The following is a 24,934-nucleotide window of genomic DNA, read 5'->3' on the forward strand; positions in this document are numbered from 1 at the left end:
TCAGAGACGGCAATATCGTCGGCGGCACCGCGCGCACCGTGTCATTCCACTCCGCCAGCACCCGACGCCGCTCCGCCGCGTCGAGAATGTCGATTGCGCCAATCGGCCGACTGGGATCGTGTGCGATTGCCTCGACCAACCTCACGAGACGTTGCTGGTGACAGGCGAGATCGTTCGAGGTGTAAAGGGCGGGATTAGCGTCGAAATCAATTCGAAGCCCTTTTCCATCTCCACGGTCGTAGACGAAAATTGCGAGGTCGTCGGCCGAGCCATTGGAGAGGTTGTGAGTCGTTGCGGAATGGCCGCCGAACCGGAGGTCGTAGTCGAATGGCTCGATATTGATGACAGTGGTAAAAAGGTGCCCGTTGGTGGAAAGCAGGCTAAGGTCCCGCCTGAGGTCCTCGTATCTGTAGGACTGGTGTCGAATCGCTTCGCGGACCTGCCTTCCCACATCGCGAATGAGTGCCGTCGCGCTCATGCTCGGACTCATCGCCAAACGTAGCGGCACGGCGTTGGCAACCATGCCGGGAACACGCCGCAGCCGTCCCTTGGGCCGGGCGGCAACCGGCAGGCCAACGACCAAATCGTCAATACCTGTCACGCGATGGATGTAGGCTGCGATCGCGGCGATCATGATCTGCGGGAGACTTGCGCCGCTGGCCTGCGCCGTTGCGCGCATCGCCTTCACGCTTCCAGCACCGAGATGGGTCGTCTGGCGGAGAAGGCCACCGACATTTTGCCTTCGCTGATCGGCAAGACTAAACGCAACCGGGCGATCGGCGAAGTGCTTCAGCCAATACTCGCGGTCGCGTGCAAATCGTTCGGAGCTCCGATACGCGGTCTCTTCTTCGAGGAGAAGCGCCAAAGGACCGAAAGTACCTTGTTCGGGAGCGCGTCCCTCGGTGAGAGCCGTGTAGATCTCGGCGACGCGCCGGGCGAAGAGCCCGCCGGTGAAACCGTCCATGACGATGTGATGGCTGCGATGATACCAGAAATAGTGATCCGCCGCGGCCTTGAACAATGCGCAGGTCCAAAGCGGCCCTGTCAGCAGATCGACCGGTTGGGTCAACTCTGCCATCATCCAGCCTTCTGCTGCCGCCCGCGGGTCAGGTTCGGAGCTAACGTCGATGAATGGAAAGGTCGTATCCAATCTGCGGGGAATCATCTGGCGAATTCCATCACTTCGCTCGATGAACCGCACTCGCACGGTTTCCGCTTCCATCCCGGCTTGCCGCAAGGCCGCCTCGAACAGCGGCGGATCAATCGGACCGTGTATCTCTATGGACTCCGCAAGATTGAATATCGAGTCCGGCGAACTGAACTTCTGCGCAAACCACATGCCCGTCTGAGCCGCGGAGAGTGGCAATACCTGTGAAGGTTCGTTGATCGCGTTCACGGCTTCCCCAACCATGTATTATGCCTTAGACGGATGATCGAGTCTGCGGCTATGCCGGATGGCTATCAGCGCGGGCTCTCGGAAGCATGTCCGTCCAGTTTGTGTCGATGTAGTCGATGCAGGCCCGGCGGCTGTTCTGTGCGTAGACCACGGACCAGCCGGCCGGAATCTCCGCAGCTGCGAGCCAGAGCGAATGTTGACCTTGGTCATTGAGCAGGACGACGAAGGTGCCGCCCTGATCATCGAAAGGGTTACTCACGTCTCGTGCTCCGATCTCGACTAGGGGATGACTTCAGTCGTGCGCCCACGATCAGGCCGCGGCTGCGTGCGCGAGGCCCACACGCGCTTCAAGCTGTCGAAGGATTTGTGTAGACACGTCAAGCTGTCCGGCCATGGCGATGGTGTTGCCGACTCGGCGCGCGGGGCCGAGGCGCTCGAGTCGCCAGCCAGCCCGCCGCAGGACTCGCTCCATACGCACGTCGACGACACAAGCGATCGTGTTTATGCCGTTCGACAAACTGAATTTCAGAACTCCGATCAGCAGATCGTAGGTCGCTTGTGATATGCCCGATTGAGTGCCGCCGGTGTTCCCGCTCACTGCAAATCGGCTGGCTTCCCACACGCGTTCTCCGCGAGGCACGGCTGCCTTGGTCACAAGGGACGCAAAGATATCGCGAAGCATATTCGGACCGGTCGTCGGCAGGAGGCGGACGCAACCGTTCAGGATGCCGTGTCTGTCCATCGAGAGCAGATAGCGAGGCCGCAAGGCGTCGTATTCGTCAACCTCAAGTTCGCCGTTTACGATGACGTCCCAACCGAGCCGGTCCTTGAAGACCGCCTTCCGAAGACGATGCATTTGATACAAACCGCTACCGCTGATGTGGCGTTCTGCATTGTCCTTCGTGACAATTCGTATCATTGGCGTCCTCGTGCCGTCCGTCAGGCTGGAGTATGACCCGGCGCCAACATCAGCTCGAGCTGTCTACCTTTGCAGGTATCCCGTGTTTGGGGACTGCCCTAGAGTCGGCGTCGGTAGCTCGCGAACATGCTGCGCTATGCACCGACGCGGCCACAACGGGTGGTGCCGACACGATAGACGGATGCGACACCAAGTGACCTCGAGGAGCGACGCTACGGAGAGCGACGCTATCAAGACGCGCATCTGCAAGCCCAGGCGCGACCACTCCAAGGTCGCGGCACTTCGGACCGCTCGACGAACGGCTACATGCTGATGATGTCGTACGCCAGTCCCTTGGCGACCGCCTGTTGCACGGTCGCAACTCCGAGCTTGCGCTTGGCATTCTGGGTGTGAAAGACAACCGTTCGTCGGCTGACGTTTATGATTTCCGCTGTGTCCAAAGCGCTCTTTCCGCGAGCTGCCCATTGCAGGCAGACCCTCTCGCGCTGTGTCAGGTATGGGCGAGGCGATGACGTGGGCGATGGCGTTACGTCACGCAATTGCGCATACAGGTAGATCGCAATGAGATGCAGCTGATGGCGGTATTTCTCGACTTGGGATTCGAACGCCGGACGGGAATTGCCAGCCGAGAGCGTGAGTGTGGCAACTTTACCCTGGCGATCATGGATCGGAATCGTGACACCACGTCGAATGTTGAACTCGCTGGCCTCTTTTAGAAGCCCCTTCTGCCTGTTGGTCAGCCCTGCATCAAATCGATCAGCCGACCAAGCGAAGGGAAGCGTCGTTGTAACCGAGCGGGCGATCACCGGATCGATCCTGTCGTACCGATTTGCACAGTACCGCTCCACCCAGGAACTCGGATACGTCGTCATTGCCAGTGTATCGTCTTCGTCACCTCGCGGCGTGAAGCTTAGATAAGCGAAACATGGAAAGCCGTACTGATCCAAGGTCTGTCGCAATAGACGCTCGATTTCATGCGCGTTGTCGCACGTCGTCAGATTTTGAACGAATTGTTCAAATACCCTCATGTCGCACCCCCTTGCCTACGACAGCCGCGCCTTTCTTCGAGCTGATCCATAACCGATTTGGGGGATACGGCGACACTTCTGGCCCCTGTTGGTGATGTTGCCGTCGGACCATTGCGTTGGCGGTGAAGATCATCGTGACTATTGACCGTTGGTTACTTACTTGAATTCGTGCCTTCCTGAGCTGCCACCACAGCATTCATAATGGTTTATGAACGAGGATAGGCTGGATAACGACTCTCCAAGCTTCACATCCCCACCATCAGACGAATCCGAAGCTAAGGATTCCGCCGAGCTCACGGACGATGCCCTGAAGTTGATAGTACATCGACGCATTCAGAGGTTGCAAATGAAAATTACACGACAATCAGATTTGGAACAGCATTGCTGCGAGTTCTCGTAGCTGCGTCGCAAAGCCGCAGCCTATCGAGCTGATGAATCCAATTTTCTTTTCCATGAGCAGATCAGGCATCAGTTTGGTGGTGCTGCTGTCGGTGCTAACGAGATGCCGCGCGCGGGCTCGGCCTTAAGCGCGCCGGGTCACTCGCGACTGGACGCGCCTTGCAAAGATGCGGCTTCCCGCTATTGTCGCGCGATCGGACGGAAGCTTCCTGGTGCTGGCACCTAATGAGCTTGGTGTGAAATGGATTTTCAGCATCTCGAAATCGATGGTCTTGTTCTCATCGTCCCCTCAAGGCGTGGTGACCATCGGGGTTTTTTTTCGGAGACCTTCCGCAAGGATGATCTGAGGGCACACGGCGTGACCGACGATCTGGTCCAGGAGAACCATGTCTTCTCCGCCGAACGCGGCGTGCTGCGCGGACTTCATTTTCAACTGCCTCCCAAAGCCCAGGGCAAGCTCGTTCGTTGCGTCGGAGGATCGATCTTGGATGTGGCCGTGGACATCCGGCGAGGATCTCCGACCTACGGACGTCATGTAGCGATCGAGCTGTCTGCGGCGAACTGGAAGCAATTATGGGTACCGTCAGGATTCGCTCATGGCTATGTGACCTTGGAAGCACCGGTCGAGGTTATTTATAAGGTGACCGACTATTGGGCCCCGGATCTCGAGCGAGGGATCGCCTGGGACGATCCGGACCTTGCAATCGATTGGCGATTAGCAGTTGAGCCCATTTTGTCTGAAAAGGATCAGCGGAATCCTCGACTCAGTTCCGTTGTCTCTCCCTTCTCCGTTTTCTCTTCCTTCGAGAATGCGCTGGGGAACGACTGAACATGCACATTCTTGTCACGGGCGGAGCAGGATTTATCGGCTCGTCGGTCTGTCGGCATTTTGTTTTTGACCTTGGCCTCAAGGTCGTTGTCGTCGACAAATTGACCTATGCCGGCAATTTGGCCTCGCTTGCGCTGGTTGCCGAGCATCCCAACTATGCGTTCGAGAGGGCCGACATCTGCGATGCCGATGCCCTGCAGAAGATTTTCATCAAGCATAGACCGACTGCAGTCGTTCATCTTGCAGCAGAAAGCCACGTCGACAGGTCGATTACGGGCGCAAATGCATTTGTCCAAACAAACGTTGTAGGCACCTTCACCCTGCTGGAGGCCACGCGCCGCCATCTCGACCATAATCCCCTGCTCGCCGATCGATTCCGGTTCATTCACGTTTCGACCGATGAAGTCTACGGCTCGCTGGGAGAGACCGGACTTTTCACCGAACTTACGCGATATGATCCGAGTTCCCCCTATTCAGCGACCAAGGCCGCGTCCGATCATCTTGCAAAGGCCTGGCACAGAACCTACGACGTGCCCGTCATTGTATCCAATTGCTCAAACAATTATGGGCCCTATCAATTTCCTGAAAAGCTCATTCCGTTGATGGTCCTCAACGCTCTGCATGGGGAGCCGTTGCCGGTGTATGGAAATGGTCTAAATGTCCGGGATTGGCTGTTTGTCGAGGATCATGCGCGCGCGCTGGGCTTGATCCTCGAGAAAGGAGTTCCAGGCGAGACCTATAATGTCGGTGGTCGCAACGAACGCTCCAACATCGAGGTGGTAAGACAAATCTGCGCATGCCTTGACGAACTGCGTGGGCCCGCACATTCGCACGACGGCTTGATCACCTATACCGAGGATCGTCCGGGTCACGATTTGCGCTACGCCATCGACGCAACAAAGCTCGAAACGGCTCTGGGTTGGCGCGCTGAGGAGACTCTGGAAAGCGGCATCAAAAAGACGGTCAGATGGTATCTCGAGCATCCCGCGTGGTGGAGGCCGCTGCGCGAAAACGTATACCGTGGCGAGCGACTAGGTCTTGGTCGACATTGAGCAGAACGATGCGTCTATATGTTATTGGGAGCGAAGGTCAGGTCGCTCGATCATTGCGGGAGGCTGCCGCAGCGAACCCCGACATCACGATCAGATGCTCCACGCGCTCCGACCTCGACCTGTTGCGCATCGAACAGATTGAAAGGGCTTTGGCGGAGTTCTCGCCAGACATCGTTGTAAATCCTGCCGCCTATACCGCTGTCGATCGTGCGGAGACGGAACCGGATCTGGCCTACTCGATCAATTCCAAGGCAGCTGGTGCGGTCGCATCAGCAGCAAGTCGATTGGATGTTCCCCTCATCCATCTGTCGACGGATTACGTTTTCGACGGCAAGAATCCGGCTCCTTACGTCGAAACCGACGCGACTTCGCCGCAGAGCGTATATGGTCGATCGAAGCTCGCCGGCGAAGTCGCGGTGGCGTCTGCCGCCGATCGTTACCTGATCTTGCGAACTTCATGGGTCTACGCGCCCTATGGCAACAATTTCGTGAAGACGGTCATGCGGCTCGCCCGGCAACGGGATCGATTGGGTATCGTCAACGACCAGATCGGCTGCCCCACTTACGCGCCCGACATCGCCGATGCCATCATTGCCGTCGCTCGGCAGATCGCGGGTTCGGGCTGGCAGTCTGGTCATGGCGGCGTCACGCATCTGGCGGGTCCTGACGAAATGAGCTGGTTCGAGTTCGCCAGACGCATCGTCCTCGACCTCGCAACGAGACGAGATTGTCCAGCCCGTGTTGAGGCGATCTCGACGAAGGACTATCCGACGGCCGCTGTTAGGCCGGCGAATTCCCGTCTGAACTGCGACAGATTGAACTCTGTCTTCGGGCTGCGCCTGCCTCACTCATCGCAATCCTTGCGGATCTGCCTCGATCGCCTGTGCGATCCCGCTCACGCCAATTTGGAGTAGATCTTGAAAGGCATCATTCTGGCTGGCGGAACCGGCACCCGCCTCTATCCCATGACGTTGGTGGTGTCCAAACAGCTCCTGCCGATTTACGACAAGCCAATGATCTACTACCCGCTAACGACATTGATGCTGGCGGGTATCAGGGACATACTGATTATATCGACACCGGGCGATCTTCCGCTATTTCAGTCCCTGCTGGGCGACGGCGGGCAATGGGGACTGACGCTATCCTATGCCGTGCAACCCAAACCTGAAGGCCTGGCTCAAGCCTACATTATCGGAGCAGATTTTGTGCGCGGCGAATCGTCAGCCTTAATCTTGGGCGACAACATCTATTTTGGCCATGGTCTGCCGGACATGCTTGTCAGGGCCGCTGGCCGCCGGTTCGGTGCGACGGTCTTTGCCTATCATGTCGCCGACCCCGAACGGTACGGCGTGGTTGGCTTCGACAGCACAGGACAAGCAACTTCGATAGAAGAGAAACCCGCAACTCCAAAATCGAACTTTGCCGTGACGGGGCTATATTTTTATGATCCCCAGGTGGTCGAAATTGCCGCCAGCATTGTTCCCTCCGCGCGAGGGGAGCTTGAGATTACCGACGTCAACAGGGTCTATTTGGAACGAGGGCTGCTCGCTGTTGAGCAAATGGGCCGCGGCTTCGCTTGGTTGGATACTGGAACACCCGACAGTCTCATGGCCGCCGCGGACTTCGTCGCGACCCTGGAGAAACGGCAAGGCTTTCGCATCGCCTGTCCGGAGGAGATCGCGTTCAAACAGGGTTTCATCGAGCAGAAGCAGCTGGAGCGGCTGGGGGCAGCGCTCGGCAAGAGCGACTACGCCAGATACGTGCAGGCTCTCGCCAAGGCAGCTGCTCTCTGATACGCGCGCGTTCCGAGATTGACGTTCGACGATTCGCGTTGATTGATGGCGCGCGCCGTGTGTTCGACAGGCCTCGGCGAGCTAGAAACGTGCTTCGCCGCAAACGTCTTGTGTCAACTTGTCCCGGAAGAGCCGTTTTGCAATCACTAGACCAGGTGTGGTGCCCTGCTGGGCTCGTCCCTTCTCATCCATGCTCTCGACGGCCCGACCCGCGGCTCGCTTGAATTACGCAAATGCCCAGTTGTCGAAGCTACGGTCGCTCGCGTGCACCGTAGCTAGGACCGTAGTTTTATAAGCCAAGGTTCGAAAACCGCTTACTATTCAATGCTCTTGATGACACCCCTTCTTCCAACGACCCGACGAGCCTCGCCGAGAAGGTCCGCCGATCCGCCCACCATCTTCCGGGGTTTCTGCTTTTGGTCGTGGGCCGGAGACCTTCTTCGGAGGGACTATGGGTGTATTTCCATCTCATCGATGGCACCTGGCTCGAGGCTAAGAACGCCCACTTCTAGGCCAATATCAGATCATGATGGATGGCTCATCATGGCACGACAATCTTCGGATCGAGCGCTACGACCGCACCTTGAGTTTAGCCGGGTCGACGCTCTTCTCTTTCGCCCACGCGGCCACGGTTGATCAAGAAATGTACGAATAACCGAGTCGTGGTTGACGCAAGTTGACTCGCAATCGGAAGGACGCTTGATGCGGGTGCGCGGGCTATACGTCGCAATCAGCTCGTCGCAGTTCGGTTCTCGGTCAGAGAGCGAGCGGCGCTTCCGGGGCCGCACTTGCGGCTTTATCGAGGGCCGACAAGGGTCCTCGGAGGAGGCGCAGCCCAGGGAATTGTTTGTTTCTGGAGGCGCCCATCGGGTACAGGGAGGGCGCCGATTTCAGGCTTTCGAGCGGGCGTTCTGCGACAATTGGCGTGCGCGAATTTCCGATAGACGACGCCTTGGGAATCGGGGAGGTCTTCACTACAACCATTCTCGGCCGAAATCGGACACCCCACCCTTTGCAGATCAATTACTTAGCTCGCCAAAAAATCGCAAATCCCGAACTTCGAGCGCGAATCCGCGAACTCGGGCTAGCTGTTCGCAGCGCAAGTTGCTTGCGATGAATCGCATAGCGAAGCTGGACGACGCTGCGAGCGCGCGCCTCTCGCCCGCTCTGCCAAATCTTCGTTGTTCATCGCCGGCCGCGGCCGCCGCCCAGGCCGGGAGGACTGCCGCCGCCAAGGCCGGGAGGACCGCCGCCTCCAAGGCCGGGAGGACCGCCACCGCCAAGGCCGGGAGGACCGCCACCGCCAAGGCCGGGAGGACCGCCACCGCCAAGGCCGGGAGGACCGCCGCCGCCAAGGCCGGGAGGACCGCCACCGCCCAGGCCGGGAGGACCGCCGCCTGGCACAGTAGCGCCGCCCGGGACGTCCGAGCCGCCGGGCGTCGCACCCGGAGTTTGCTCGGATCTCGTACCTTGGATCGAGTCGCCCGGAAATTTGTTGACGGATTGGATGGATTCAACCCGCAAGCCACGGGAACTGTCAAAGGTGGCGTTCACGACCACGCGGGCATTGCCTGAGGATGCGAAGCGACTATCGTCATGCGCGACATAGCCCGAGCCGAATTGCAGATAGCTGCCGACGCGGCGGACATAGCCTTCGATCGACAGACGGTTCGCGCCGAAGAAATCAGAAAGGTTGTCAGCCCTTACGCGCGAGATCTGCATCACGCCTTGCGTAACGCGGCCCTCAGCCTGAACACGTTGTCCGACGAGTGCGGCATCGGCGCCGTTGAGTCGCAACCCGCCTATTCGCAGGCCGCCGCGATCGCGTTCGAGTGGTCCGGAAACCCGCGTTGTCGCGTTAAGGCGTTGCTCGACCAGGCTTGAGACGATCACGCCGTCGATGCGGCGCACCCCGAAGACCGCGACATTGGCGCCCGGATGGCGCCAGCTTTCGTGGCCGGCCGCTATGATCCGCTGGCCCAGCACGGTCATCTCGCCGTCCCTGACGCTTTCGATCGGCCCCATCACCTCACTGACCACGTTGACGCCGCGGGTGATCAGCGAACCGTTCGCCTGCGGCAGCGCCAGCACACGGGCCAGATGTCCGATCTTGAGCGCCTTCGCCGATACCGGTTCGCCATCGATCCGCACCGGGACGTTCGGCGCATAGCTGATGCGTTGGCCGTTGACGAAAATGCTGCCGAAACGCTGAATGACGCCAACAATGCCGGTGCCGCCGATGCCCTGATCGTGGCCACGCGTGATACCGGTGCCGCCGATACCCTGATCGCTGCCGCGGCGCACCTGTGCCCAGGCGGAGGACGATCCGGCAAGCCAGAGTCCCATAAGCAACGAGCGGCGCGAGATGACGGGCTGCTTGGTCATGACGAGCCGCCTTCGTCAGCATCACCATTCGCCGCGTCGTCCGGACCTTCGCTGTAAATGTAGATGCCGAAATTCCAGCGGTGGTCGCCGCCCTTGTCCCTGGCGAGCGCGCGGTTTGCTTCCCGGTTGGCGATCTTCAGGGCGTCCATGGCCAGTTCGCGCGAACGCCCTTCGAGACGTTTTGCGAGCTTGGCCGAAAGGCCGTCATAGTGCACCGCGCGTTCGAGGAAACGGGGTGCTGGCCCGGATACGTTTTCGGCGGCTGCCGCGATATGATCATGCAGGTTACGGCCGAGATAGTGCCATTTGCGCTCGTCATCGCCGCGCGGAACGAAGCCGGTGTCCACCAACACGATCTCTTCATCGCCGTTGATGGTCACGAGCTCGCGGTCCAGCCATTCATCCAGCACTGCGCGCGGGCGGACATCCTTCGTGATCGAACTGACGAGCTGCTCGAACGAGGGCGCATCGCCACTGGCCATGCGCGGCAAGGGCAGCGGATCGCCGTTCGCGTCCGTGAACTCCGGAGCGGCGAGCCAGCGTGCCATGATCGCGCTGGTCAGCGACAGAGTGGCAGGCGTTTCATTGACCGGCGCACCGGCGCCGCGCAGCCGCGCAACCTCCTTGCGGTGAATTCCGGTGAGCAGACTCACGCGGCTGTCGGTCTGCTCCTTTCCCTCCAGGGCAAAGTCGTGCTCGGCAACATTGACGAAGAGTTCTCGCAACAGCTGAGCCAGCTCAGGAAATGTCATTCCGCCGCGGATGCATAGCCGCACCAGCGGGCGCAGCAGGCGCGCCAAGGGCGCGCGCAGGCTCGCCGCCGCAATCGGCTGATGCGAAGCCGACTTCGATCTCCGGGATTTGGCGTTCATGGCGAAATTGTAGCGGCGAGTCCCGTGGGATACAATCCCACTTTTCCGTCGAGATCAATTGACGTGTGAAATTTTCCCACATATAAGGGAGGCGCTCAGTCATGGAGAGTTCGGCCATGCTCGCTCCCTCTCGGCGCCTCTCGGTGCTTCACATCTTCAATGACTGCTATCCCGACCTGTTCGGCGGAGCCCCGTCGGTGATCCGCGACATATGCGCAGGACTGAAAGACGCGTTCACCGCCTGCGTGCTGGTCTGCTCCAAGTCGAACGGGCAACGGCGCATCGTCGTGAACGGCGTAACGATCGAGCGCGTGCGCTCGTTCGGCGATGTAGGTTCGCTTCCGGCCGCGCCGACTTATCCGCTGCGGTTATGGCGCCAGGTCGCCGATCACGATCTGCTCGCGCTTCATGCACCGTTTTCGCTCGCCGATCTCATGCTCGCCCTGGGGTTGGGCCGCGATCGACCTTTGGTCGTGCACTACCATGCGGACATCGTTTCGCATGCCGGACTGAGGTGGTTTATGAAGCCGCTGTTGCGCCGGACGCTGCGGCAGGCGGACGCAATCATCGTGTCCAATGCCATTCTGCTGTACAGCAGCCCGCTGCTGCAGGAATTCGCTGAGAAATGTCACGTCGTTCCGTTCGGCGTCGATGCCTCGAAGTACGATTGGCCGGAGCCGCGCGACAATGACGCTGCCGAACGCGATCGTGGACGGCTCGTGCTGGCTTGCGGGCAACTCGTCCCCTACAAGGGCTTCGATGTGCTGGTGCGAGCGGCGGTCGGCCACCGCTTTGAGGTCTGGATCATCGGCGAGGGTCCAGAACGGGCACGGCTTGAACGAATGATTCATAGCCTCGGCGTCGCGGATCGCGTCCGCCTGCTCGGCTCCGCTCCGAAGGCCAAACTCGCCAGTCTCATGTGTACAGCGGACGTCTTTGTCCTGCCGTCCGTGACCAATGCGGAAACGTTTGGCATCGCTCAACTGGAAGCGATGGCGGCGGGACGGCCGATCATCAATACATGGCTTGACACGGCCGTTCCACGCGTTGCGCGCCACGGCATCGAGGCCATCACCGTTCCACCCGGCAATCATGTTCGGTTGGCGGAAGCGATCGAAACATTGCTCCGCGATCCGGAGCGGCGCTGGCGCATGGGCCATGCCGCCCGGCTTCGCGCAACGACGCAATATTCCGTCGACGCCTTCGGGAAGGGAATCGAAACTGTCTATCGCCATGCCGTGATGACCAAGGCATCAAGCCGGTCGACCCTGGCTTCACGCCCCGGAACAATCGGAACGGGTCCGGAAAATCGACATTGCTGAGACTGATTGTGCTGAAACTCGTCGCGCAGGCTCAGCTCGCGATCACGATCCGTGAATAGTCAGGAAGGAGCTACTTATGTACTCGCAAAGCATACCTCTCGTAGAGAATGCGTGGGACGGGCCTGCGCGCGATCCAAACGGCCGATTCGATCCGCGGATTGGAAAGCCCATGAAACCGCCTGGCCGTTCTCCTCGCCCCTCCGGCCTCAAGGACGACAATATCGCGAGCGACCGGCCGTCGATTGGCAGGCGAACACTCCACACCCTTGCCCGGCTCGTTATTGCAGTTCTCATCGGTATCGGCGCCACCCTTGCCTGGCAGTCCTACGGTAACGCAGCAAGGGACAAGGTGGTGGCCCGGGCTCCATCGCTGGGCTGGTTGTTATCCGTCTCGACGACGAAGTCGCCAGCCATTGCTGCAACTGTCCCGGACCCGATGCAGCAGCTTGAGCCCCTGGCGTTCAATCTCGATGTCGTGCGGCGCAGCGTCGAGCAACTCACCGCCAAGCAAGAACAGATGACCCAGAGCATTGCGACGCTGCAAGCTGTCGCAGACGACATCAGACAGAGAATGTCAACAACCCCGCCTTCGTCGCTGTCCCAGCAGCAGGCGGCCCCGATCCCGCAGCATAAACCCTCGCAACCCAGGGCACAGTCAGCGGCTGTGCAGTCGTCAGTGCCTCGTCCGCTGCCCTCTGCCGGACCACCCCTGCTCTCGCGCTGATGGCCCAGATTGCCGGCGGGCTTTTTTATTGATGGGACGTAGACGCGCGCGGCATGACGGTGCGTAAGCTGCGCCTCAAGTCACGTATCGTGAATTTGTCGATACCCGCTTCCTTGATCACGCGATTGACCATCGTTTTGAAGTCGGACATTTGGCGTCCGGACTTCATAAGCCTGCGAAACTGCTGGAGAATCGACGTTCAACGGCGGCCCCACGGCCTACTACCTTCCGCCTATGAGAGCCTGGCAGAGCTGATGCTGTAATCGCTCCCGATGCTTGCAGCGCGACTGCACATCTGGGGCTTGGCGCGCACGTGCCACAACAAAGAAATATGCGGAGGGAACTGATGAATTTCACGAGCAGGAGATTCTTGGCTGGCATCTCGACGGTTGCCTTCCTCGTCGCCGGCACGCTTGGCGTCCGCGCCAACGACTCGGCGCTGAAGGCCGCCGGCGCGCCCGGGGCCTGGGCGATGGCGGGCCATGATTACGGCAACACCCGGTTCAGCCCGCTCAAGGAGATCAACACCGAGAACGCCGGCAAGCTGTCGCTGGTCTATTCGTTCTCGCTGGCCTCGCTACGCTCGAACGAGGCCTCGCCGATCGTGATCGGCAACACGCTCTACGTCTCGACGTCGTGGGGGCCGAAATACGTCTATGCGCTTGATGCCGCGACCGGCGCGCGCAAATGGACCTATGAGCCGGACATTCCGGACGATACGCTGCAATATGCCTGCTGCGACGTGAACAGCCGCGGCATCTCCTATGCCGACGGCAAGCTGTTCGTCGGCCGGCTCGACGGCAAGCTGACCGCGCTCGATGCCGCCACCGGCAGGGAGCTCTGGACGTCCAAGGTGGTCGACTACAAGCAGGGCTCGGTGATCACCTCGCCGCCGCTGGTCGTGCGCGACAAGGTCATCACCGGCTTCGGCGGCGGCGAGTACGGCGTGCGCGGCTCGCTGCAGGCCTACGACATCAACTCCGGCAAATTGGTCTGGCAGACCTATACCGTGCCTGCGCCCGGCGAGCCCGGCAGCGAGACCTGGAAGGGCGACACCGGCCTGCATGGCGGCGGCGCGGCCTGGCTGGTCGGCTCCTACGATCCGAAGAGCGACACGGTCTATTGGGGCACCAGCAACCCCGGTCCTTGGAACACCGCTGTGCGCTCGACCGGCAATGGCGATTTCGGCAAGCTGACCAATCTGTATACGGCGTCCACGCTGGCGCTCGATCCGAACACCGGCAAGATCAAGTGGCACATCCAGACGACGCCTGCCGATGCCTGGGACTATGACGGCGTCAACGAGGCTATTCTCGCCGATCTCAAGGTTGGCGGTGCGGCTGTCCCGACGCTGATGAAGGCCGATCGCAACGGCTTCTTCTTCGTGGCCAACCGCGAGACCGGCAAGGTGATCTCGGCCGAGAAGTACGTCTTCGCCAACTGGGCGCAGAAATGGGACATCTCGACGTTGCGCGCGGTCGAGGATCCGGACAAACGGCCGGGCCCTGGACATCCCGTCAAGGACGTCTGCCCGAACCTGATCGGCGGCAAGAACTGGCAGCCGATGTCGTACAATCCGGACACCGGGCTGGTCTACATCCCGGCGAACAATGTCTGCATGGACTGGTCGGTCAGCGACGTCTCGTACAAGCGCGGTGTGTTCTATCTCGGTGCGGAATTCCCGACCAAGGAAGGCCCCGGCGGCTTCCTCGGTGAGCTCATTGCCTGGGATCCCGTGAACAACAAGAAGGTGTGGTCGATCCAGGAAGACCTTCCGTTCAACGGAGGCACGCTCAGCACCGCCGGCGGCCTGGTGTTCTCCGGCAATCTGCACGGCGATTTCCGCGCCATCGACGCCAAGACCGGCAATATCCTGTGGAAGCGCAATCTCGGCTCCGGCATCGGCGCCGGTCCAGTGACCTACTCCGTCGACGGCAAGCAGTACGTAGCTGTCGTCGTCGGCCGCACCGCCTCGATCCCGGCGTTCCTGGGCGAGATCGGCAAGAAGATGACGAACGCGGCTCCCGAGGGCGGCGCCCTGTTCGTGTTCGCGATCCAATAGCCGCAACGCTCGCGACGGCTGCGCGTGCCCCCGGCCGCGGGGACACGCGCAGCGTTTAGCCAATCCGCATCAAGCGGACGAAGACGGCCCGGCCGCGAGACCGAACCGTACAAACAGATAAACAAGACCCGAGGGATCGAGGATGCGCCTGAATCGCCGTCAGACTGGCTCGAAGTGGCGGGCCGCCGCCGAACTGGCAGCAAGCGCGACGGCACTCGTCGCCTTGGTGGCCTCTACCGTGCTGGCCGCATCGTCGGCGGGCCTGGCCAACGAGGCGGACCCGCTGCGGCTCTGTGCGGATCCGACCAATCTTCCATTCTCGAGCGACAATCCAACGCAGCCGGGATTCTACCTCGAGGTCGGCCAGGCGCTGTCACAGCAGCTCGGACGGCCCGTGACGTATGACTGGTACAAATCCTATTTCGGCAAGCGAACCGTGCGCGTGACGCTGCTCGGCAAGCAGTGCGACGCGATGATCGGCCTGCCGCTGTCCTCGGATTTCATGGGACCGACGGTGATCTTCTCGAAGAAGATCGCGACCGAGACCTACGCGCTTGTCAGCCGCGGAACGCTCGTCGTCCACAGCATCGACGACCTCCGAGGCAAGCGCGTCGCCGTGCAATACCAGACCACGCCGCAAGATCTGCTGGCCGAGCGCGACGACATCGAGAAGGTGACGGTGCTGACGCCGAACGAGGGCATGGTGGCGCTGGCACAGGGCAAGGCCGACGTCGCCTTCGTCTGGGGACCGGTTGCAGGCTGGCTGAACAAGACGACCTACGAGAGCAGCTTCCGGATCCAGCCGGTCGAAGGCGACGGTCTGTCCTGGGATGCCGCGATCGGCTTTGCCAAGGGCTCCACGCAGTTGCGCGATCAGATCGACGTCGCCTTGCCGCAGCTCGCACCGCTGATAGCCGAGCTGGCTGGCAAATACGGGCTGCCCAGCGAACCACCGATCAGGCTCGGCGCCCTGCCTGGCCCAATCAAGCTGGCCTCGCTGGCCGGCCCTGCTCAGCTTCTCCGCCAGCCGGTCGCCGAGGCGGCCGTGATCAGGGTTTCGGACTCGGCTGCTGCGAGCGATTCCAAGACCGAGGCGGTCAGCGCCGGCAAGGAGATCTTCAACGGCACCTGCGCGCATTGTCATGGACCGGACGCCGTGCAGGCGGAACGGAAGATCGACCTGCGGCGGCTGCAGACCCGTTATGGCGAGGATATGCGCGACAAGTTTTGGACCACCGTGCATGAAGGCCGTCCGTCCAAGGGCATGCCGGCCTGGAAGGAGGTCTTTACCGACGAGCAGTTCGAGAGCATCTATGCGTTCCTGCGGACCGTGCAGTCGTCCGAAACGGCCAATTGAAGGAGGCGGACACCGGCCGCTCGATCTGCCGGATCACCCGGCGCGTACAGGGGGCAAGTGAGGGGGGGGGCGGACATGACGCGCTTTCTGATCATCGACGATCATCCGCTGTTTCGCGAAGCCCTCGGCAATGCGGTGCGTCTGGCGCATCCTGACGCCGAGATCTTCGAGGCGCTGTCGATTGCCGATGCGCTCAACACCCTCGCGCTAGAACCCGACATCGACCTGGCGCTGCTCGACCTGACGCTGCCCGATGCCGTGGGCTTCTCAGGATTCCTGCGGCTTCGTGCCACGCATCCCCGGCTTCCGGTCGCGATCGTCTCCAGTGATGAAGACCTCAACGTCGTGCGCGAGGCGCTTTCGCTCGGCGCCGCCGGCTATCTGCCGAAGTCGACCTCGAAGCGTGAGCTGACGTCCGCGATCGAGCGCGTGCTCAGCGGCTCGATCTCGGTCCCGAAGGACTTCGTGCCCGTGGCGGAGCGCCACGGCAACGGCTCCGCCCGCGCGCTGCAGGCGCGCCTCGAGGAGCTGACCCCACAACAGCTTCGCGTCCTCGACCTGATCAGGCGTGGCTATCAGAACCGGGAAATCGCGGGCGAGCTTCAGCTCGCGGAGTCAACCGTCAAGGCGCACATCACGGAGATCCTGAGAAAACTCCGCCTGTTCAGCCGCAACAAGGCCGTTATCGAGATCGGCAAGATCGCGCTGCCCGTTCCGGCCGACCGCCAGGGATCGCGCAACGTCTCGCGCAGAAAGCACCCGTAGCGCTATTGCTGCGCTGCAGGAGGTCACGGCCGCCGCAGGCGTCGCACCGTTGATGGCGTCTTGGTCGTTGATTGAGGCCGACCGACGCGCTATCGCTGGTGCTCCGGCCCTGACGTTCTTTCGAAGACGCAGCGCGCGCACTGGTTTGAATGTCAGATCCGCGACAATGAACAAACCGGATCTCCGATCCGGCCGGGGGGTGACAGGCACGTGGCTCGATTGCTCATCGTCGAGGACCATCCGCTGTTTCGCGAGGCGCTGGAGAGCGCGATCCGCGCCGCTCTGGCTGATGCCGAGATGCGCGAGGCAACATCCATCGACATGGCCGTCGATCTTCTGTCATCGCCTCCGAGATTCGACCTGATCCTGCTCGACCTCTCAACACCCGGAACGACCGGGCTCTCCGGCGTGATCCGCATTCGCAAGACCGCGCCGCGCACACCGATCCTGGTGGTTTCCGCGCATCAGGACCCGCGCCTCGTCGCCCATGTTCTCGCGCTGGGTGTCTCCGGCTATATTTCGAAATCAACCTCGAAGCAGCAACTGGCCGACGCGATCAAGGCGGTGCTGCGCGGCGAAGTCCACGTTGAAGGTGGCTCCCTCTGCGCCGGCGTGCGCCGTGGCCGACTTCCCGCTCAAGATCTCCTGAAGCGTCTTCACGAGCTGACGCCGCAGCAGCTGCGCGTGCTCGACCTGATCCGCCGCGGACTGCAGAACAAGCAGATCGCCTTCGAACTCGGGATCTGCGAGACGACGGTGAAGGTCCACGTCTCTGAAATCCTGCGAAAGCTCCGCGTGATGAGCCGGACCAAGGCCATCATCGAGATGGAAAAGATCGACTTCGTAAACCTCATCAGCGGGCCACGCATGCCGGCGCGGGCGAGCGGCGTTGACGCGCTCATGACAGCAGGAACGACAACAGCGCGCGAAGCTCCGCAGGCCTGACCGGCTTGGTCAGGATCTCGAGCCCGTATTGGCTCGCTTCCCTGGCTGCATCTTCGGAATAGTCAGCGGTGACGATCATGGCCGCAACATCTCGGCTGAGGAATTGCCGGATGTCCCGGATGGCGGCAAGCCCGCTCTCGTCGCCATCCAGGTGAAGATCGGCGATGATCGCCTCGGGGGCCGCCCCGAGCGCACTCAGGCGCTGCAGCGCGTCCTTCGACGAGACCGTGGCCACGACGTCGCAGCCCCATTTTTCCAGCAGACCGACCATGGCATCGGCGGTGGCCAGGTCGTTTTCGATCAACAGGATCTTGGCGCCTTCGAGCCCGCCATAATCGTGCTCGACGTGCTCAGCAGGATGCGGATCCGGCGGTACGGCTGCCGGGTCTGCCCGGTCGAGCGCGAGCTTGAATGTGGATCCATGGCCAACCCGCGAAGCCAGCCTGACTTCATGGTCCAATGCATTGGCGAAGCGACGGACGATCGACAGGCCGAGCCCAAAGCCGGCCTGGTCCTCGGCGCTCGAATGACCGCGCTGGAATTCGAGGAAGATCGCCTCCTGCTGCGGCTTGGGAATGCCAGGGCCGGTATCGTAGACCTCGATGCGAACCCGGCTTGCCCCCGGTCCGCGCCGGCATCCCATGACGACGCCGCCTCGCCGCGTGTAGCGCAGAGCGTTCGCGAGGAGATTCTGCAAGATGCGCCGCAGCATCATAGCATCCGAGACCACCGCGACCGAGCAGGGACAAATGCGCAAGGACAACCCGCGTTTGGCCGCGATCGGGGCGAATTCGCGTTCGAGCGGCTCGAACAGGCTCGAGATCAGAACGGGCCTCACGTCGGGCCGCAGGGCTCCGGCATCGAGCTTGGCAATCTCCAGCAGGGACCGCAGCAGATCTTCCAGCATGGCCAGCGAATGGTCGACCTGGCCGACCATGGCTGTGCCACGATCGGACGAGACTTCGTCCGCCAAGGTCGACAGCGTCAGCCGCGCCGCGTTGAGTGGCTGAAGCAGATCATGCGTGACGGAGATGAGAACCGAGGATTTCAGGGAGCTGGCCGCTTCGGCCTGCTGCTTGGCGCGAAACAGGTCCTTGTTGGCCGTTTCGATCGAACGCAGCGCATCGCGCAGCTGCCGCGTCCGCTCGCGCACCTGCTGATCGAGTGCGATCGCCGTTTCGAACAGTGAGAACGCATTGAACTGCTGGTCCATCGAGCGCTCGACCCGGGACATCAGTGCGGCATTGATCTTCCTGAGCTTGGCCGCCTCGCGCTGCAGGTCTTCCGGAGACCCGACGACAGTCATTGCTGCGCCCCTGGACGCTTGCCGATCGCGACGCCGGTCAACGTCTGATTGACGTGCATTGAACCGTACTGCTCACCATAGGTATGGAACCCGACGATCCGGTTATCGCGATAGAGCTCGGACATTTCCCGCGCGAACTGATGCTGCTCAGCGTCGAGACGACGGAGGATGCACTCGAAACCGATGAAGATCGAGACCTCGCCGATGTCGTCTCGAACCTCGGCCAGCATCTCGCGGGCGGCGGCCACGGAGTTGCGCGACCTTGCCGCCGTCAGCACCATTCCTTCGTCGATCGCGCAGAAGAACCGCAGCGAGCCGTCAGGGCTGACGCGCTGAATCGAGCGCGCGAAATAGGAGCCGCCGACGCGCACCAGCACCGGATGGGCTGCAAACAGGAATGGGTCGAGCTCGGAATCCGCGATGCCCACCGCGCGGCAATATTCCTCCGCCGCCGGCTCGGCATTGAGCTGCTTGACGATACGCTGTTCGAGATCGGCCTCCGTCACCACCATCTTGGTCGAGGTCGGCTCGAAATTGTCACATTTGAACAGCCGGAACGGCAATGACGTCCTGATCAGGATCAGCACCGCCATGTCCGTATGCGCTTTGCCGTCGTGAAAGACCCAGGTGCGCTCGAAGCGCAGACCATCGCCGGCCGACCCGCCGACCAAGGGGATATTGTCGAGCGACGCATAGATCGCCGACATGACCGCCTCTTCGCGCTGGCACATGCCGTCGATCAGGACGAGCCCGAACACGCCGTCATCGTCGCGACCGCCGTGCCGCGACAGATCCTGCCTCAACTGGATGCCAAGGCGGCGGCCCTCGTCGACGCGGAAGCCCGACAGCCCGAAGATGGGCTGTGCGAATACCGTGAAATCGTCGGCGGCAAAGCCGAGAGCGACGACGCTGTTGTCGTCCCAGCCATCGGGCGACAGCTCTCCAGCCGTCGTACAACCATACACGGGGATGTCTGCGAGACGGGTCGTCACTTCCGCCATGAACGCGTTTGGGTCGTAGTGGGGCGACAGGAAGATCAGCACCATGGCCAAGCCGTCAGCCGGCAACTGGCCGCAGATGTCGGCCGCCGCGGCGGCCTCCGTCGCAGCCTTCGACTTCGCCGCAATCACGCCAGACGGACGCGCGGGCCGAGGATCGGCGTCTCCCACCGGGCACCTCCCAGAACGACACTTTGGGTTTCGTGTTGGTGATCGTTCGTTTTTTTAGAAGATTAAGCCAATTGAGCAGCAACGGCAACTGCGCGGCTTGATCCAGAACAAGGACTTGGGCCGGGCTGTCGTCAGATCATCTGCACCGATCTGCTCACCGGCCTGGCCGCGGGGCTGGCGCGCGCCCGCTCCGGATCAAAAGGGAAGGATTCGCATGCTCCGCCGCATCGTTCTTGTCGTTGTTCTCGCAATTCTGGCGTCGAGCGCCCGGGCGCTGGATGGGGATCCCGTCGCTGGGAAGGGCATCTTCCAGCGCATCTGCCAGAATTGCCACTCTGCCGAGATAGGCATCAACAAGGTCGGCCCGAGCCTCTGGAACATCGTCGGACGGCAACCGGCGGTTGTACCGGACTACGCCTATTCCGAGGGCATGAAAAAAAACAGCGCGCCTTGGACCACGACCGCGCTGGATGCCTATATCGCCGATCCGCGCGGGGACGTTCACGGCGTCAAGATGTATTTCAAGGGATTGGCGGACGCGAAGGAGCGGGCCGACGTCGTCGCCTATCTGTCGACGCTGAAATAGCGCAGCCGGGGAAGCCTACGCTACCGCAAGGCCTCCTTACGCGTTAACTGCACTCGTTACAGAATCTGTACTCTGCTCTCCACGTTGACCCGCAAAGGGCGGCTGTTGCGGGGCAACACTCTCGCGTTTTCCTGCTTCCCGCGTCAGAACGCGGTTCGCCAGACTGCGGCCACTGGTATGCGATCGATTCCTGTCCGCCGACTGCTTCCGGATTAATATCTCAGGCCGGCACAACGGCGTCGCCGCCGATGGCACGGTCATTGTCGGCACCGACATCAATCCATCCGGCAACACCGAGACGATCATGCGCTGCAAGTGGCGGAAGGTCGTTATCTGACGGGGGAGTTTGACTGACACTCCCTCAGTTAGACTGGGCGGGACTTCCCAATCGCGAAGCTCAGCCGCTTGTGTGCAGGATGGCTCTACGGCCCAGGCAAGCCTCCAGCCGGTCTTTTCTTGAGGACTCAGGGTTTGCCAGCTCTCGGAAAATGCATTGTGTACCTGCGGAATCGAACCCCTGTTTCAGCCTAGAGAGGATGTTGCCCCCGACGGGCCGCACCAGTCTCGCACCAGAAACGATCCGAACAAACCGCAACGAACTCAATCGAAATCGAACGAGAACGCAGCAAAATCGACGAAGCCGATCGATACCTTGCCGCTCATCCCGCGCGGCGCACTGCGCCCAGGTCGTGCATCGATCATGTCCCTCTGAATGAGGAGAGCGCGCGAGGAAGGCCGGACCTCGGCTGAGGCCCGGATCGCGATCTGCGATCGCGCCGCGGAACGCAGGGACACTCAACAATGAGCCGGGCCTGCTTTGTCCTTCAGGATCTCGCGGGCCGCGATCGCGATACGCCGGCACAGAGCCAACGCGGTCTCCCTGTCCTTCACATGGAAGATCTCGTCGCTGATCAGGCGGTCGGCGAGCCAGGCGCGGAAGGCCTGCTCGCTGTCCGCCGTGAACGTGCCGTCCTCATAGACGAATCCACTGAGGGGCCCCTCGATCACGTAATCCGTCTCATCGGCATGTTGCGAGGACCGCGCGCATTGCGCCCAGACGCGGCCTTCCTCGTCGACGACGGCCAGCACGCCGTCATCGCGCTGTTCGACTTTCATTCCTACCTCCGCAGCGCGTGAACAAAGGCGAGCCTTCTCCACGTCATTGCGAGCGCAGCGACGCAATCCAGAGTCTTTCCGTAGAGGCAGTCTGGATTGCTTCGTCGCTGACACTCCTCGCAATGACGGAGGAGAGGTGATGCGCTCTCTGTTCGCCCCGAGCCTGCCGCCTGCCCCCGGTCCGCACGATACGGCCGCCGCCGGATCGCTAACCCTGCCGCGGACAGTTGATCTCCTTGTAGACGGCGTCGGCAAACGCCTTGATGCCGGTGTTGATGCGCAAGGGCGAGGTCAGCGTCTGATAGGTGACGATGCCGCGCGTGATCGACAGCACCTTGTAGCTCTCGGCGATCTTCGTCTTGTAGCACTTGCCGACCTGGATGGCGTCCTCTGTCAATGGCATGCTGTCTCCCGTCGCATTGGCGTCCCGGACCTCACATCAAGAATCACGCCAGCGGCACGGCAGCTCGCGCCGCGGCCGGGACCGGCGGCCCGCGATCGACGGCCTTGAGCGCGTCGAGACATGCCAACAGCGCCTGCTGACCGTCGGCAACCGCCTCCTCGGCGTGGGCGCCGATGCCGATGACCCCGGGAATGTCGGGGAAGGTGACGAGAAAGCCGCCGCCATCCTCGGCGCCGAGCGCCGTGACCTCATGGGCATAGACGCGGGAATCGCTCATCGCGTCGCCTCGTCCATTCCGTCGATCATCGCCACGAAGGCCCGGACATGCGGCGGCCTGATCCTCGCCTTCAGCGGGATCGTCACGCAATTCGGGACCGCGGGATGCAGGAACACCTCGTGGGTGCCGGTGATCTTGCGAAACTTGATCGCGTATTGCGAGGCGATGATCTCGAAATCGACCGGCTTCCAGTCGCCGCCCGGACTAGCCCGCAGCGCATCGATGCGGCGCGACTGCGTCCGGCCCTGTCGGCTTTCCGACGCGTCGCCGGACGTCGCTACGCCGTTGTCCCTCGCGGCGTCGTCCGTTGTGGCGCCGCGCCCCTCGGGAAGTACCAGTTGCAGGAAAGCCACGATGAAGTCACCGACCGTGTCGCTGCGATGCGCCAGGCGCCAGTTCTGCGACAGCACGAGGCTGGCGCCGCTCGCTGCATTGTGGCGCGCAACGAGTTCGTCCATCATGGTCAGGACCCTGACGACGCTTAGATTGTAGGGCTCCTGGGTGAACTTCCGCGCGAGGTCGACGCGCTCCCGCCTGAGGCTCGCGTTCTCGATGAGCCAATCGATAATCGTAGCGGCCCAGAGCTCCCGGGCATTGCGCGGCTCAGACATGGACCGTTCTCCAGGCACGCGATCTCGACCAGCAAGCCGCGCGAGCGGCGAACCGACCGACCGAGATCACAATCCGACGGCATCGCCACACCGCATGCGCGTCGGACGTTCAACCGCTCGCGGAGATCGATACAAGACTTATGCCATGGGAAAGCAGGACATCAGGGGCCATCACGACGCCAGCGGGGCGCAGGGGAGGTCTCGTCAGCCGGCTAGCCGTCACGCCAGATCGCCAGCGCGATCTGGCGCGCAGACGACCTCGTGTCAGAGGATCAATCGGCCGATCTCACCACCACGGGCCGCGCCAATGACCACCCAACCGTCATAGCGGTGCCGCCAATATGGACGGGCCTCGTATGGACGACCGTAGTACGGCCCGTAGCCGACGCCGACATAGCCGTAGAGAGCTGCAGCCGCCCGTTCTCCTTCTCCGGCAGGAGACGGACAAATCTCCGCATCGCGGAACGTTCCGGGAGAAACGCACGACGTCTGCGCTCACCCTCGCCGCTTGCGGCCCTGCCCGGCCGCGGCCTGCTTGCGCAGACCCTGGGCCGCGCTGCCGACGATCTCGGAAATCTGCATCAGTTGCTTGGCGAGCGGGCTGGTCTTGCGCCAGACCATGCCGACCGTGCGCTGCGGCTGCGGATCGGCGAAGCGCGCCAGCGACACCGACGCCGAGCGCGTCTCGACGCCGACCGCCATCTCCGGAATCAACGTCACGCCCATGCCGGCGCCCACCATCTGCACCAGGGTCGACAGCGAGGAGGCATCGAGCATCTCGCGCGGCGCCTGCATGTTGCAGAACGACAGCGCCTGGTCGCGAAAGCAGTGCCCCTCCTCCAGCAACAGCAGCCGCATCTCGCGCAGCATCTCGCTGCTCGGCACCGCCGCGCCTTCATATTCCGGCGGCCGCACCAGCAGGAAGTTCTCCGCGAACAGCGCGACCTCAGTCAGCGACGGCTCCGAGACCGGCAGCGCGACGATGGCGGCATCGAGGCGGCCCTCGACCAGCTCCTCGATCAAGGTCGGCGTCTTGGACTCGCGGACGTGGATGTCGATCTCGGGATGTTTGCGCGTCAGGTTCCCGATCACCTTGGGCAGCAGATAAGGCGCAATCGTCGGGATCATGCCGAGCCGGAGCCGGCCGGTGAGCTTGTCGCGCGAGGCGCGGGCGAAGTCGCCGAGCTCATCGACCGAGCGCAGGATCTCGCGCACGCGCTCGGCGAGCTGCTCGCCGAACCGGGTCAGCACGACCTGGCGGGCGTTGCGCTCCAGCAGCACGCCGCCGAGCGCCTCCTCCATCTCCTTGATCTGCATCGACAGCGCCGGCTGCGAGATCGCGCAGGCCTCGGCGGCGCGGCCGAAATGCCCCAGACGCGCCAGCGCGTCGAAATAGCGAAGCTGCCGCATCGTCAAATGTATCATCAGATTATCTTATCGATCAGCGCCGCGAAGTCAATTTTCCTGACCACAATCTTGAGATGCGGAGGTAACGCACCGCGTCCATATGCGTTTGGACAGCGTCACACCACATTCATCAGATAATCTTATCGTTATGATCATCAATCTCAATTTCCCCTGATCGAAGTAGCCGCGTAGGGTCCCGGCTCCCACCCCA

24 protein-coding genes are annotated in these 24,934 nt (G+C 61.9%); 11 read left to right on the forward strand and 13 right to left on the reverse strand.

The features are described 5' to 3' along the window. The 4 genes from QX132_RS24425 to QX132_RS24440 form a co-directional block, all read right to left on the reverse strand. Positions 1 to 1,396 (reverse strand): condensation domain-containing protein (locus QX132_RS24425; protein ID WP_316163086.1); only part of this gene is annotated, 1,396 nt, incomplete at its 3' end. 49 nt (positions 1,397 to 1,445) lie between these two features. Further along, positions 1,446 to 1,655, reverse strand: a complete 210-nt coding sequence (locus QX132_RS24430) for an MbtH family protein (RefSeq protein ID WP_315774298.1) — start codon at positions 1,653 to 1,655, stop codon at positions 1,446 to 1,448. Between the two features lie 51 nt (positions 1,656 to 1,706). Beyond that, complete coding sequence (locus tag QX132_RS24435; RefSeq protein ID WP_316163087.1) at positions 1,707 to 2,315, reverse strand: acyl-homoserine-lactone synthase; 609 nt, start codon at positions 2,313 to 2,315, stop codon at positions 1,707 to 1,709. 302 nt (positions 2,316 to 2,617) lie between these two features. Further along, a complete protein-coding gene (locus tag QX132_RS24440; RefSeq protein WP_315774297.1) occupies positions 2,618 to 3,343 on the reverse strand; it encodes a LuxR family transcriptional regulator in 726 nt (241 codons plus the stop codon). Between the two features lie 640 nt (positions 3,344 to 3,983). Here QX132_RS24440 and rfbC point away from each other — a divergent pair. From rfbC to rfbA, 4 genes are read left to right on the forward strand one after another with little or no spacing between them, the layout of a single operon-like run. Continuing rightward, on the forward strand, positions 3,984 to 4,571 hold the full coding sequence (gene rfbC, locus QX132_RS24445) for a dTDP-4-dehydrorhamnose 3,5-epimerase (RefSeq protein ID WP_316163088.1): 588 nt from the start codon (positions 3,984 to 3,986) through the stop codon (positions 4,569 to 4,571). A gap of 2 nt (positions 4,572 to 4,573) precedes the next feature. Next, positions 4,574 to 5,623: a dTDP-glucose 4,6-dehydratase gene (gene rfbB / locus QX132_RS24450; RefSeq protein ID WP_316163089.1), complete on the forward strand. Its 1,050-nt coding sequence runs from the start codon at positions 4,574 to 4,576 to the stop codon at positions 5,621 to 5,623. 8 nt (positions 5,624 to 5,631) lie between these two features. Continuing rightward, positions 5,632 to 6,537: a dTDP-4-dehydrorhamnose reductase gene (gene rfbD, locus QX132_RS24455; protein ID WP_315798234.1), complete on the forward strand. Its 906-nt coding sequence runs from the start codon at positions 5,632 to 5,634 to the stop codon at positions 6,535 to 6,537. A gap of 3 nt (positions 6,538 to 6,540) precedes the next feature. Further along, positions 6,541 to 7,416 (forward strand): glucose-1-phosphate thymidylyltransferase RfbA, encoded by an 876-nt coding sequence (gene rfbA / locus QX132_RS24460; RefSeq protein ID WP_315733691.1) that lies wholly within the window; start codon positions 6,541 to 6,543, stop codon positions 7,414 to 7,416. 1,185 nt (positions 7,417 to 8,601) lie between these two features. Here rfbA and QX132_RS24465 read toward each other — a convergent pair. Beyond that, on the reverse strand, positions 8,602 to 9,801 hold the full coding sequence (locus QX132_RS24465; RefSeq protein WP_316163090.1) for a hypothetical protein: 1,200 nt from the start codon (positions 9,799 to 9,801) through the stop codon (positions 8,602 to 8,604). Then, positions 9,798 to 10,673, reverse strand: a complete 876-nt coding sequence (locus QX132_RS24470; RefSeq protein WP_315714183.1) for a DUF6502 family protein — start codon at positions 10,671 to 10,673, stop codon at positions 9,798 to 9,800. The genes QX132_RS24465 and QX132_RS24470 overlap by 4 nt, the downstream gene beginning before the upstream one ends. 101 nt (positions 10,674 to 10,774) lie before the next feature. Here QX132_RS24470 and QX132_RS24475 point away from each other — a divergent pair, with 101 nt between their 5' ends. The 6 genes from QX132_RS24475 (at position 10,775) to QX132_RS24500 (ending at position 17,848) form a co-directional block, all read left to right on the forward strand. Beyond that, positions 10,775 to 11,995, forward strand: coding sequence for a glycosyltransferase (locus tag QX132_RS24475; protein ID WP_315778452.1), 1,221 nt, complete (start codon positions 10,775 to 10,777; stop codon positions 11,993 to 11,995). 169 nt (positions 11,996 to 12,164) lie between these two features. After that, positions 12,165 to 12,719: a hypothetical protein gene (locus QX132_RS24480; protein WP_316163091.1), complete on the forward strand. Its 555-nt coding sequence runs from the start codon at positions 12,165 to 12,167 to the stop codon at positions 12,717 to 12,719. Between the two features lie 370 nt (positions 12,720 to 13,089). Further along, positions 13,090 to 14,781, forward strand: coding sequence for a PQQ-dependent methanol/ethanol family dehydrogenase (locus QX132_RS24485; protein WP_410052888.1), 1,692 nt, complete (start codon positions 13,090 to 13,092; stop codon positions 14,779 to 14,781). A 142-nt stretch (positions 14,782 to 14,923) separates the two neighbouring features. Continuing rightward, entirely contained in the window at positions 14,924 to 16,138 is a 1,215-nt protein-coding gene (locus QX132_RS24490) for a c-type cytochrome (RefSeq protein ID WP_316163093.1), read from the forward strand. 75 nt (positions 16,139 to 16,213) lie between these two features. After that, positions 16,214 to 16,903 (forward strand): response regulator transcription factor, encoded by a 690-nt coding sequence (locus QX132_RS24495; protein ID WP_315733706.1) that lies wholly within the window; start codon positions 16,214 to 16,216, stop codon positions 16,901 to 16,903. Positions 16,904 to 17,113: 210 nt separating this feature from the next. Further along, positions 17,114 to 17,848: a response regulator transcription factor gene (locus QX132_RS24500; RefSeq protein ID WP_315785566.1), complete on the forward strand. Its 735-nt coding sequence runs from the start codon at positions 17,114 to 17,116 to the stop codon at positions 17,846 to 17,848. Here QX132_RS24500 and QX132_RS24505 read toward each other — a convergent pair. Together QX132_RS24505 and QX132_RS24510 are read right to left on the reverse strand one after the other, a co-directional pair. Continuing rightward, on the reverse strand, positions 17,802 to 19,154 hold the full coding sequence (locus QX132_RS24505; protein WP_316163094.1) for a hybrid sensor histidine kinase/response regulator: 1,353 nt from the start codon (positions 19,152 to 19,154) through the stop codon (positions 17,802 to 17,804). The genes QX132_RS24500 and QX132_RS24505 overlap by 47 nt on opposite strands. Further along, positions 19,151 to 20,323, reverse strand: coding sequence for an FIST N-terminal domain-containing protein (locus tag QX132_RS24510; RefSeq protein ID WP_316163095.1), 1,173 nt, complete (start codon positions 20,321 to 20,323; stop codon positions 19,151 to 19,153). The genes QX132_RS24505 and QX132_RS24510 overlap by 4 nt, the downstream gene beginning before the upstream one ends. A 214-nt stretch (positions 20,324 to 20,537) precedes the next feature. Between QX132_RS24510 and QX132_RS24515 the strand changes: the two genes are divergently transcribed. Next, entirely contained in the window at positions 20,538 to 20,909 is a 372-nt protein-coding gene (locus QX132_RS24515; protein WP_316163096.1) for a c-type cytochrome, read from the forward strand. 795 nt (positions 20,910 to 21,704) lie between these two features. On the opposite strand, the gene QX132_RS24520 is transcribed toward QX132_RS24515, so the two are convergent. The 5 genes from QX132_RS24520 to QX132_RS24540 all read right to left on the reverse strand — a co-directional run bounded on the left by QX132_RS24520 (position 21,705) and on the right by QX132_RS24540 (position 24,741). Further along, entirely contained in the window at positions 21,705 to 22,025 is a 321-nt protein-coding gene (locus QX132_RS24520) for a hypothetical protein (RefSeq protein ID WP_315733716.1), read from the reverse strand. A 208-nt stretch (positions 22,026 to 22,233) separates the two neighbouring features. After that, the gene (locus QX132_RS24525) at positions 22,234 to 22,428 is read right to left on the reverse strand and encodes a hypothetical protein (protein WP_315733718.1); all 195 of its coding nucleotides are present in this window, start codon (positions 22,426 to 22,428) and stop codon (positions 22,234 to 22,236) included. A 43-nt stretch (positions 22,429 to 22,471) separates the two neighbouring features. After that, on the reverse strand, positions 22,472 to 22,705 hold the full coding sequence (locus QX132_RS24530; protein ID WP_316163097.1) for a type II toxin-antitoxin system HicB family antitoxin: 234 nt from the start codon (positions 22,703 to 22,705) through the stop codon (positions 22,472 to 22,474). Next, positions 22,702 to 23,316, reverse strand: a complete 615-nt coding sequence (locus QX132_RS24535; RefSeq protein ID WP_316163098.1) for a hypothetical protein — start codon at positions 23,314 to 23,316, stop codon at positions 22,702 to 22,704. The genes QX132_RS24530 and QX132_RS24535 overlap by 4 nt, the downstream gene beginning before the upstream one ends. Before the next feature lie 495 nt (positions 23,317 to 23,811). After that, positions 23,812 to 24,741: a hydrogen peroxide-inducible genes activator gene (locus QX132_RS24540; protein WP_315798223.1), complete on the reverse strand. Its 930-nt coding sequence runs from the start codon at positions 24,739 to 24,741 to the stop codon at positions 23,812 to 23,814. Between the last annotated feature and the right edge of the window lie 193 nt (positions 24,742 to 24,934).

Origin of the sequence: Bradyrhizobium sp. SZCCHNRI20481 (assembly GCF_032485055.1) — a bacterium.
Lineage (GTDB): Bacteria > Pseudomonadota > Alphaproteobacteria > Rhizobiales > Xanthobacteraceae > Bradyrhizobium.

Bases quoted from the DNA above. Each gene is read 5' to 3' on its own strand.
- QX132_RS24435 (WP_316163087.1), bottom strand. From the start codon at position 2,315: ATGATACGAATTGTCACGAAGGACAATGCAGAACGCCACATCAGCGGT.
- QX132_RS24440 (WP_315774297.1), bottom strand. From the start codon at position 3,343: ATGAGGGTATTTGAACAATTCGTTCAAAATCTGACGACGTGCGACAAC.
- rfbC (WP_316163088.1), top strand. From the start codon at position 3,984: ATGGATTTTCAGCATCTCGAAATCGATGGTCTTGTTCTCATCGTCCCC.
- rfbB (WP_316163089.1), top strand. From the start codon at position 4,574: ATGCACATTCTTGTCACGGGCGGAGCAGGATTTATCGGCTCGTCGGTC.
- rfbD (WP_315798234.1), top strand. From the start codon at position 5,632: ATGCGTCTATATGTTATTGGGAGCGAAGGTCAGGTCGCTCGATCATTG.
- QX132_RS24465 (WP_316163090.1), bottom strand. From the start codon at position 9,801: ATGACCAAGCAGCCCGTCATCTCGCGCCGCTCGTTGCTTATGGGACTC.
- QX132_RS24470 (WP_315714183.1), bottom strand. From the start codon at position 10,673: ATGAACGCCAAATCCCGGAGATCGAAGTCGGCTTCGCATCAGCCGATT.
- QX132_RS24475 (WP_315778452.1), top strand. From the start codon at position 10,775: ATGGAGAGTTCGGCCATGCTCGCTCCCTCTCGGCGCCTCTCGGTGCTT.
- QX132_RS24480 (WP_316163091.1), top strand. From the start codon at position 12,165: ATGAAACCGCCTGGCCGTTCTCCTCGCCCCTCCGGCCTCAAGGACGAC.
- QX132_RS24490 (WP_316163093.1), top strand. From the start codon at position 14,924: ATGCGCCTGAATCGCCGTCAGACTGGCTCGAAGTGGCGGGCCGCCGCC.
- QX132_RS24495 (WP_315733706.1), top strand. From the start codon at position 16,214: ATGACGCGCTTTCTGATCATCGACGATCATCCGCTGTTTCGCGAAGCC.
- QX132_RS24505 (WP_316163094.1), bottom strand. From the start codon at position 19,154: ATGACTGTCGTCGGGTCTCCGGAAGACCTGCAGCGCGAGGCGGCCAAG.
- QX132_RS24515 (WP_316163096.1), top strand. From the start codon at position 20,538: ATGCTCCGCCGCATCGTTCTTGTCGTTGTTCTCGCAATTCTGGCGTCG.
- QX132_RS24520 (WP_315733716.1), bottom strand. From the start codon at position 22,025: ATGAAAGTCGAACAGCGCGATGACGGCGTGCTGGCCGTCGTCGACGAG.
- QX132_RS24525 (WP_315733718.1), bottom strand. From the start codon at position 22,428: ATGCCATTGACAGAGGACGCCATCCAGGTCGGCAAGTGCTACAAGACG.
- QX132_RS24530 (WP_316163097.1), bottom strand. From the start codon at position 22,705: ATGAGCGATTCCCGCGTCTATGCCCATGAGGTCACGGCGCTCGGCGCC.
- QX132_RS24535 (WP_316163098.1), bottom strand. From the start codon at position 23,316: ATGTCTGAGCCGCGCAATGCCCGGGAGCTCTGGGCCGCTACGATTATC.
- QX132_RS24540 (WP_315798223.1), bottom strand. From the start codon at position 24,741: ATGATACATTTGACGATGCGGCAGCTTCGCTATTTCGACGCGCTGGCG.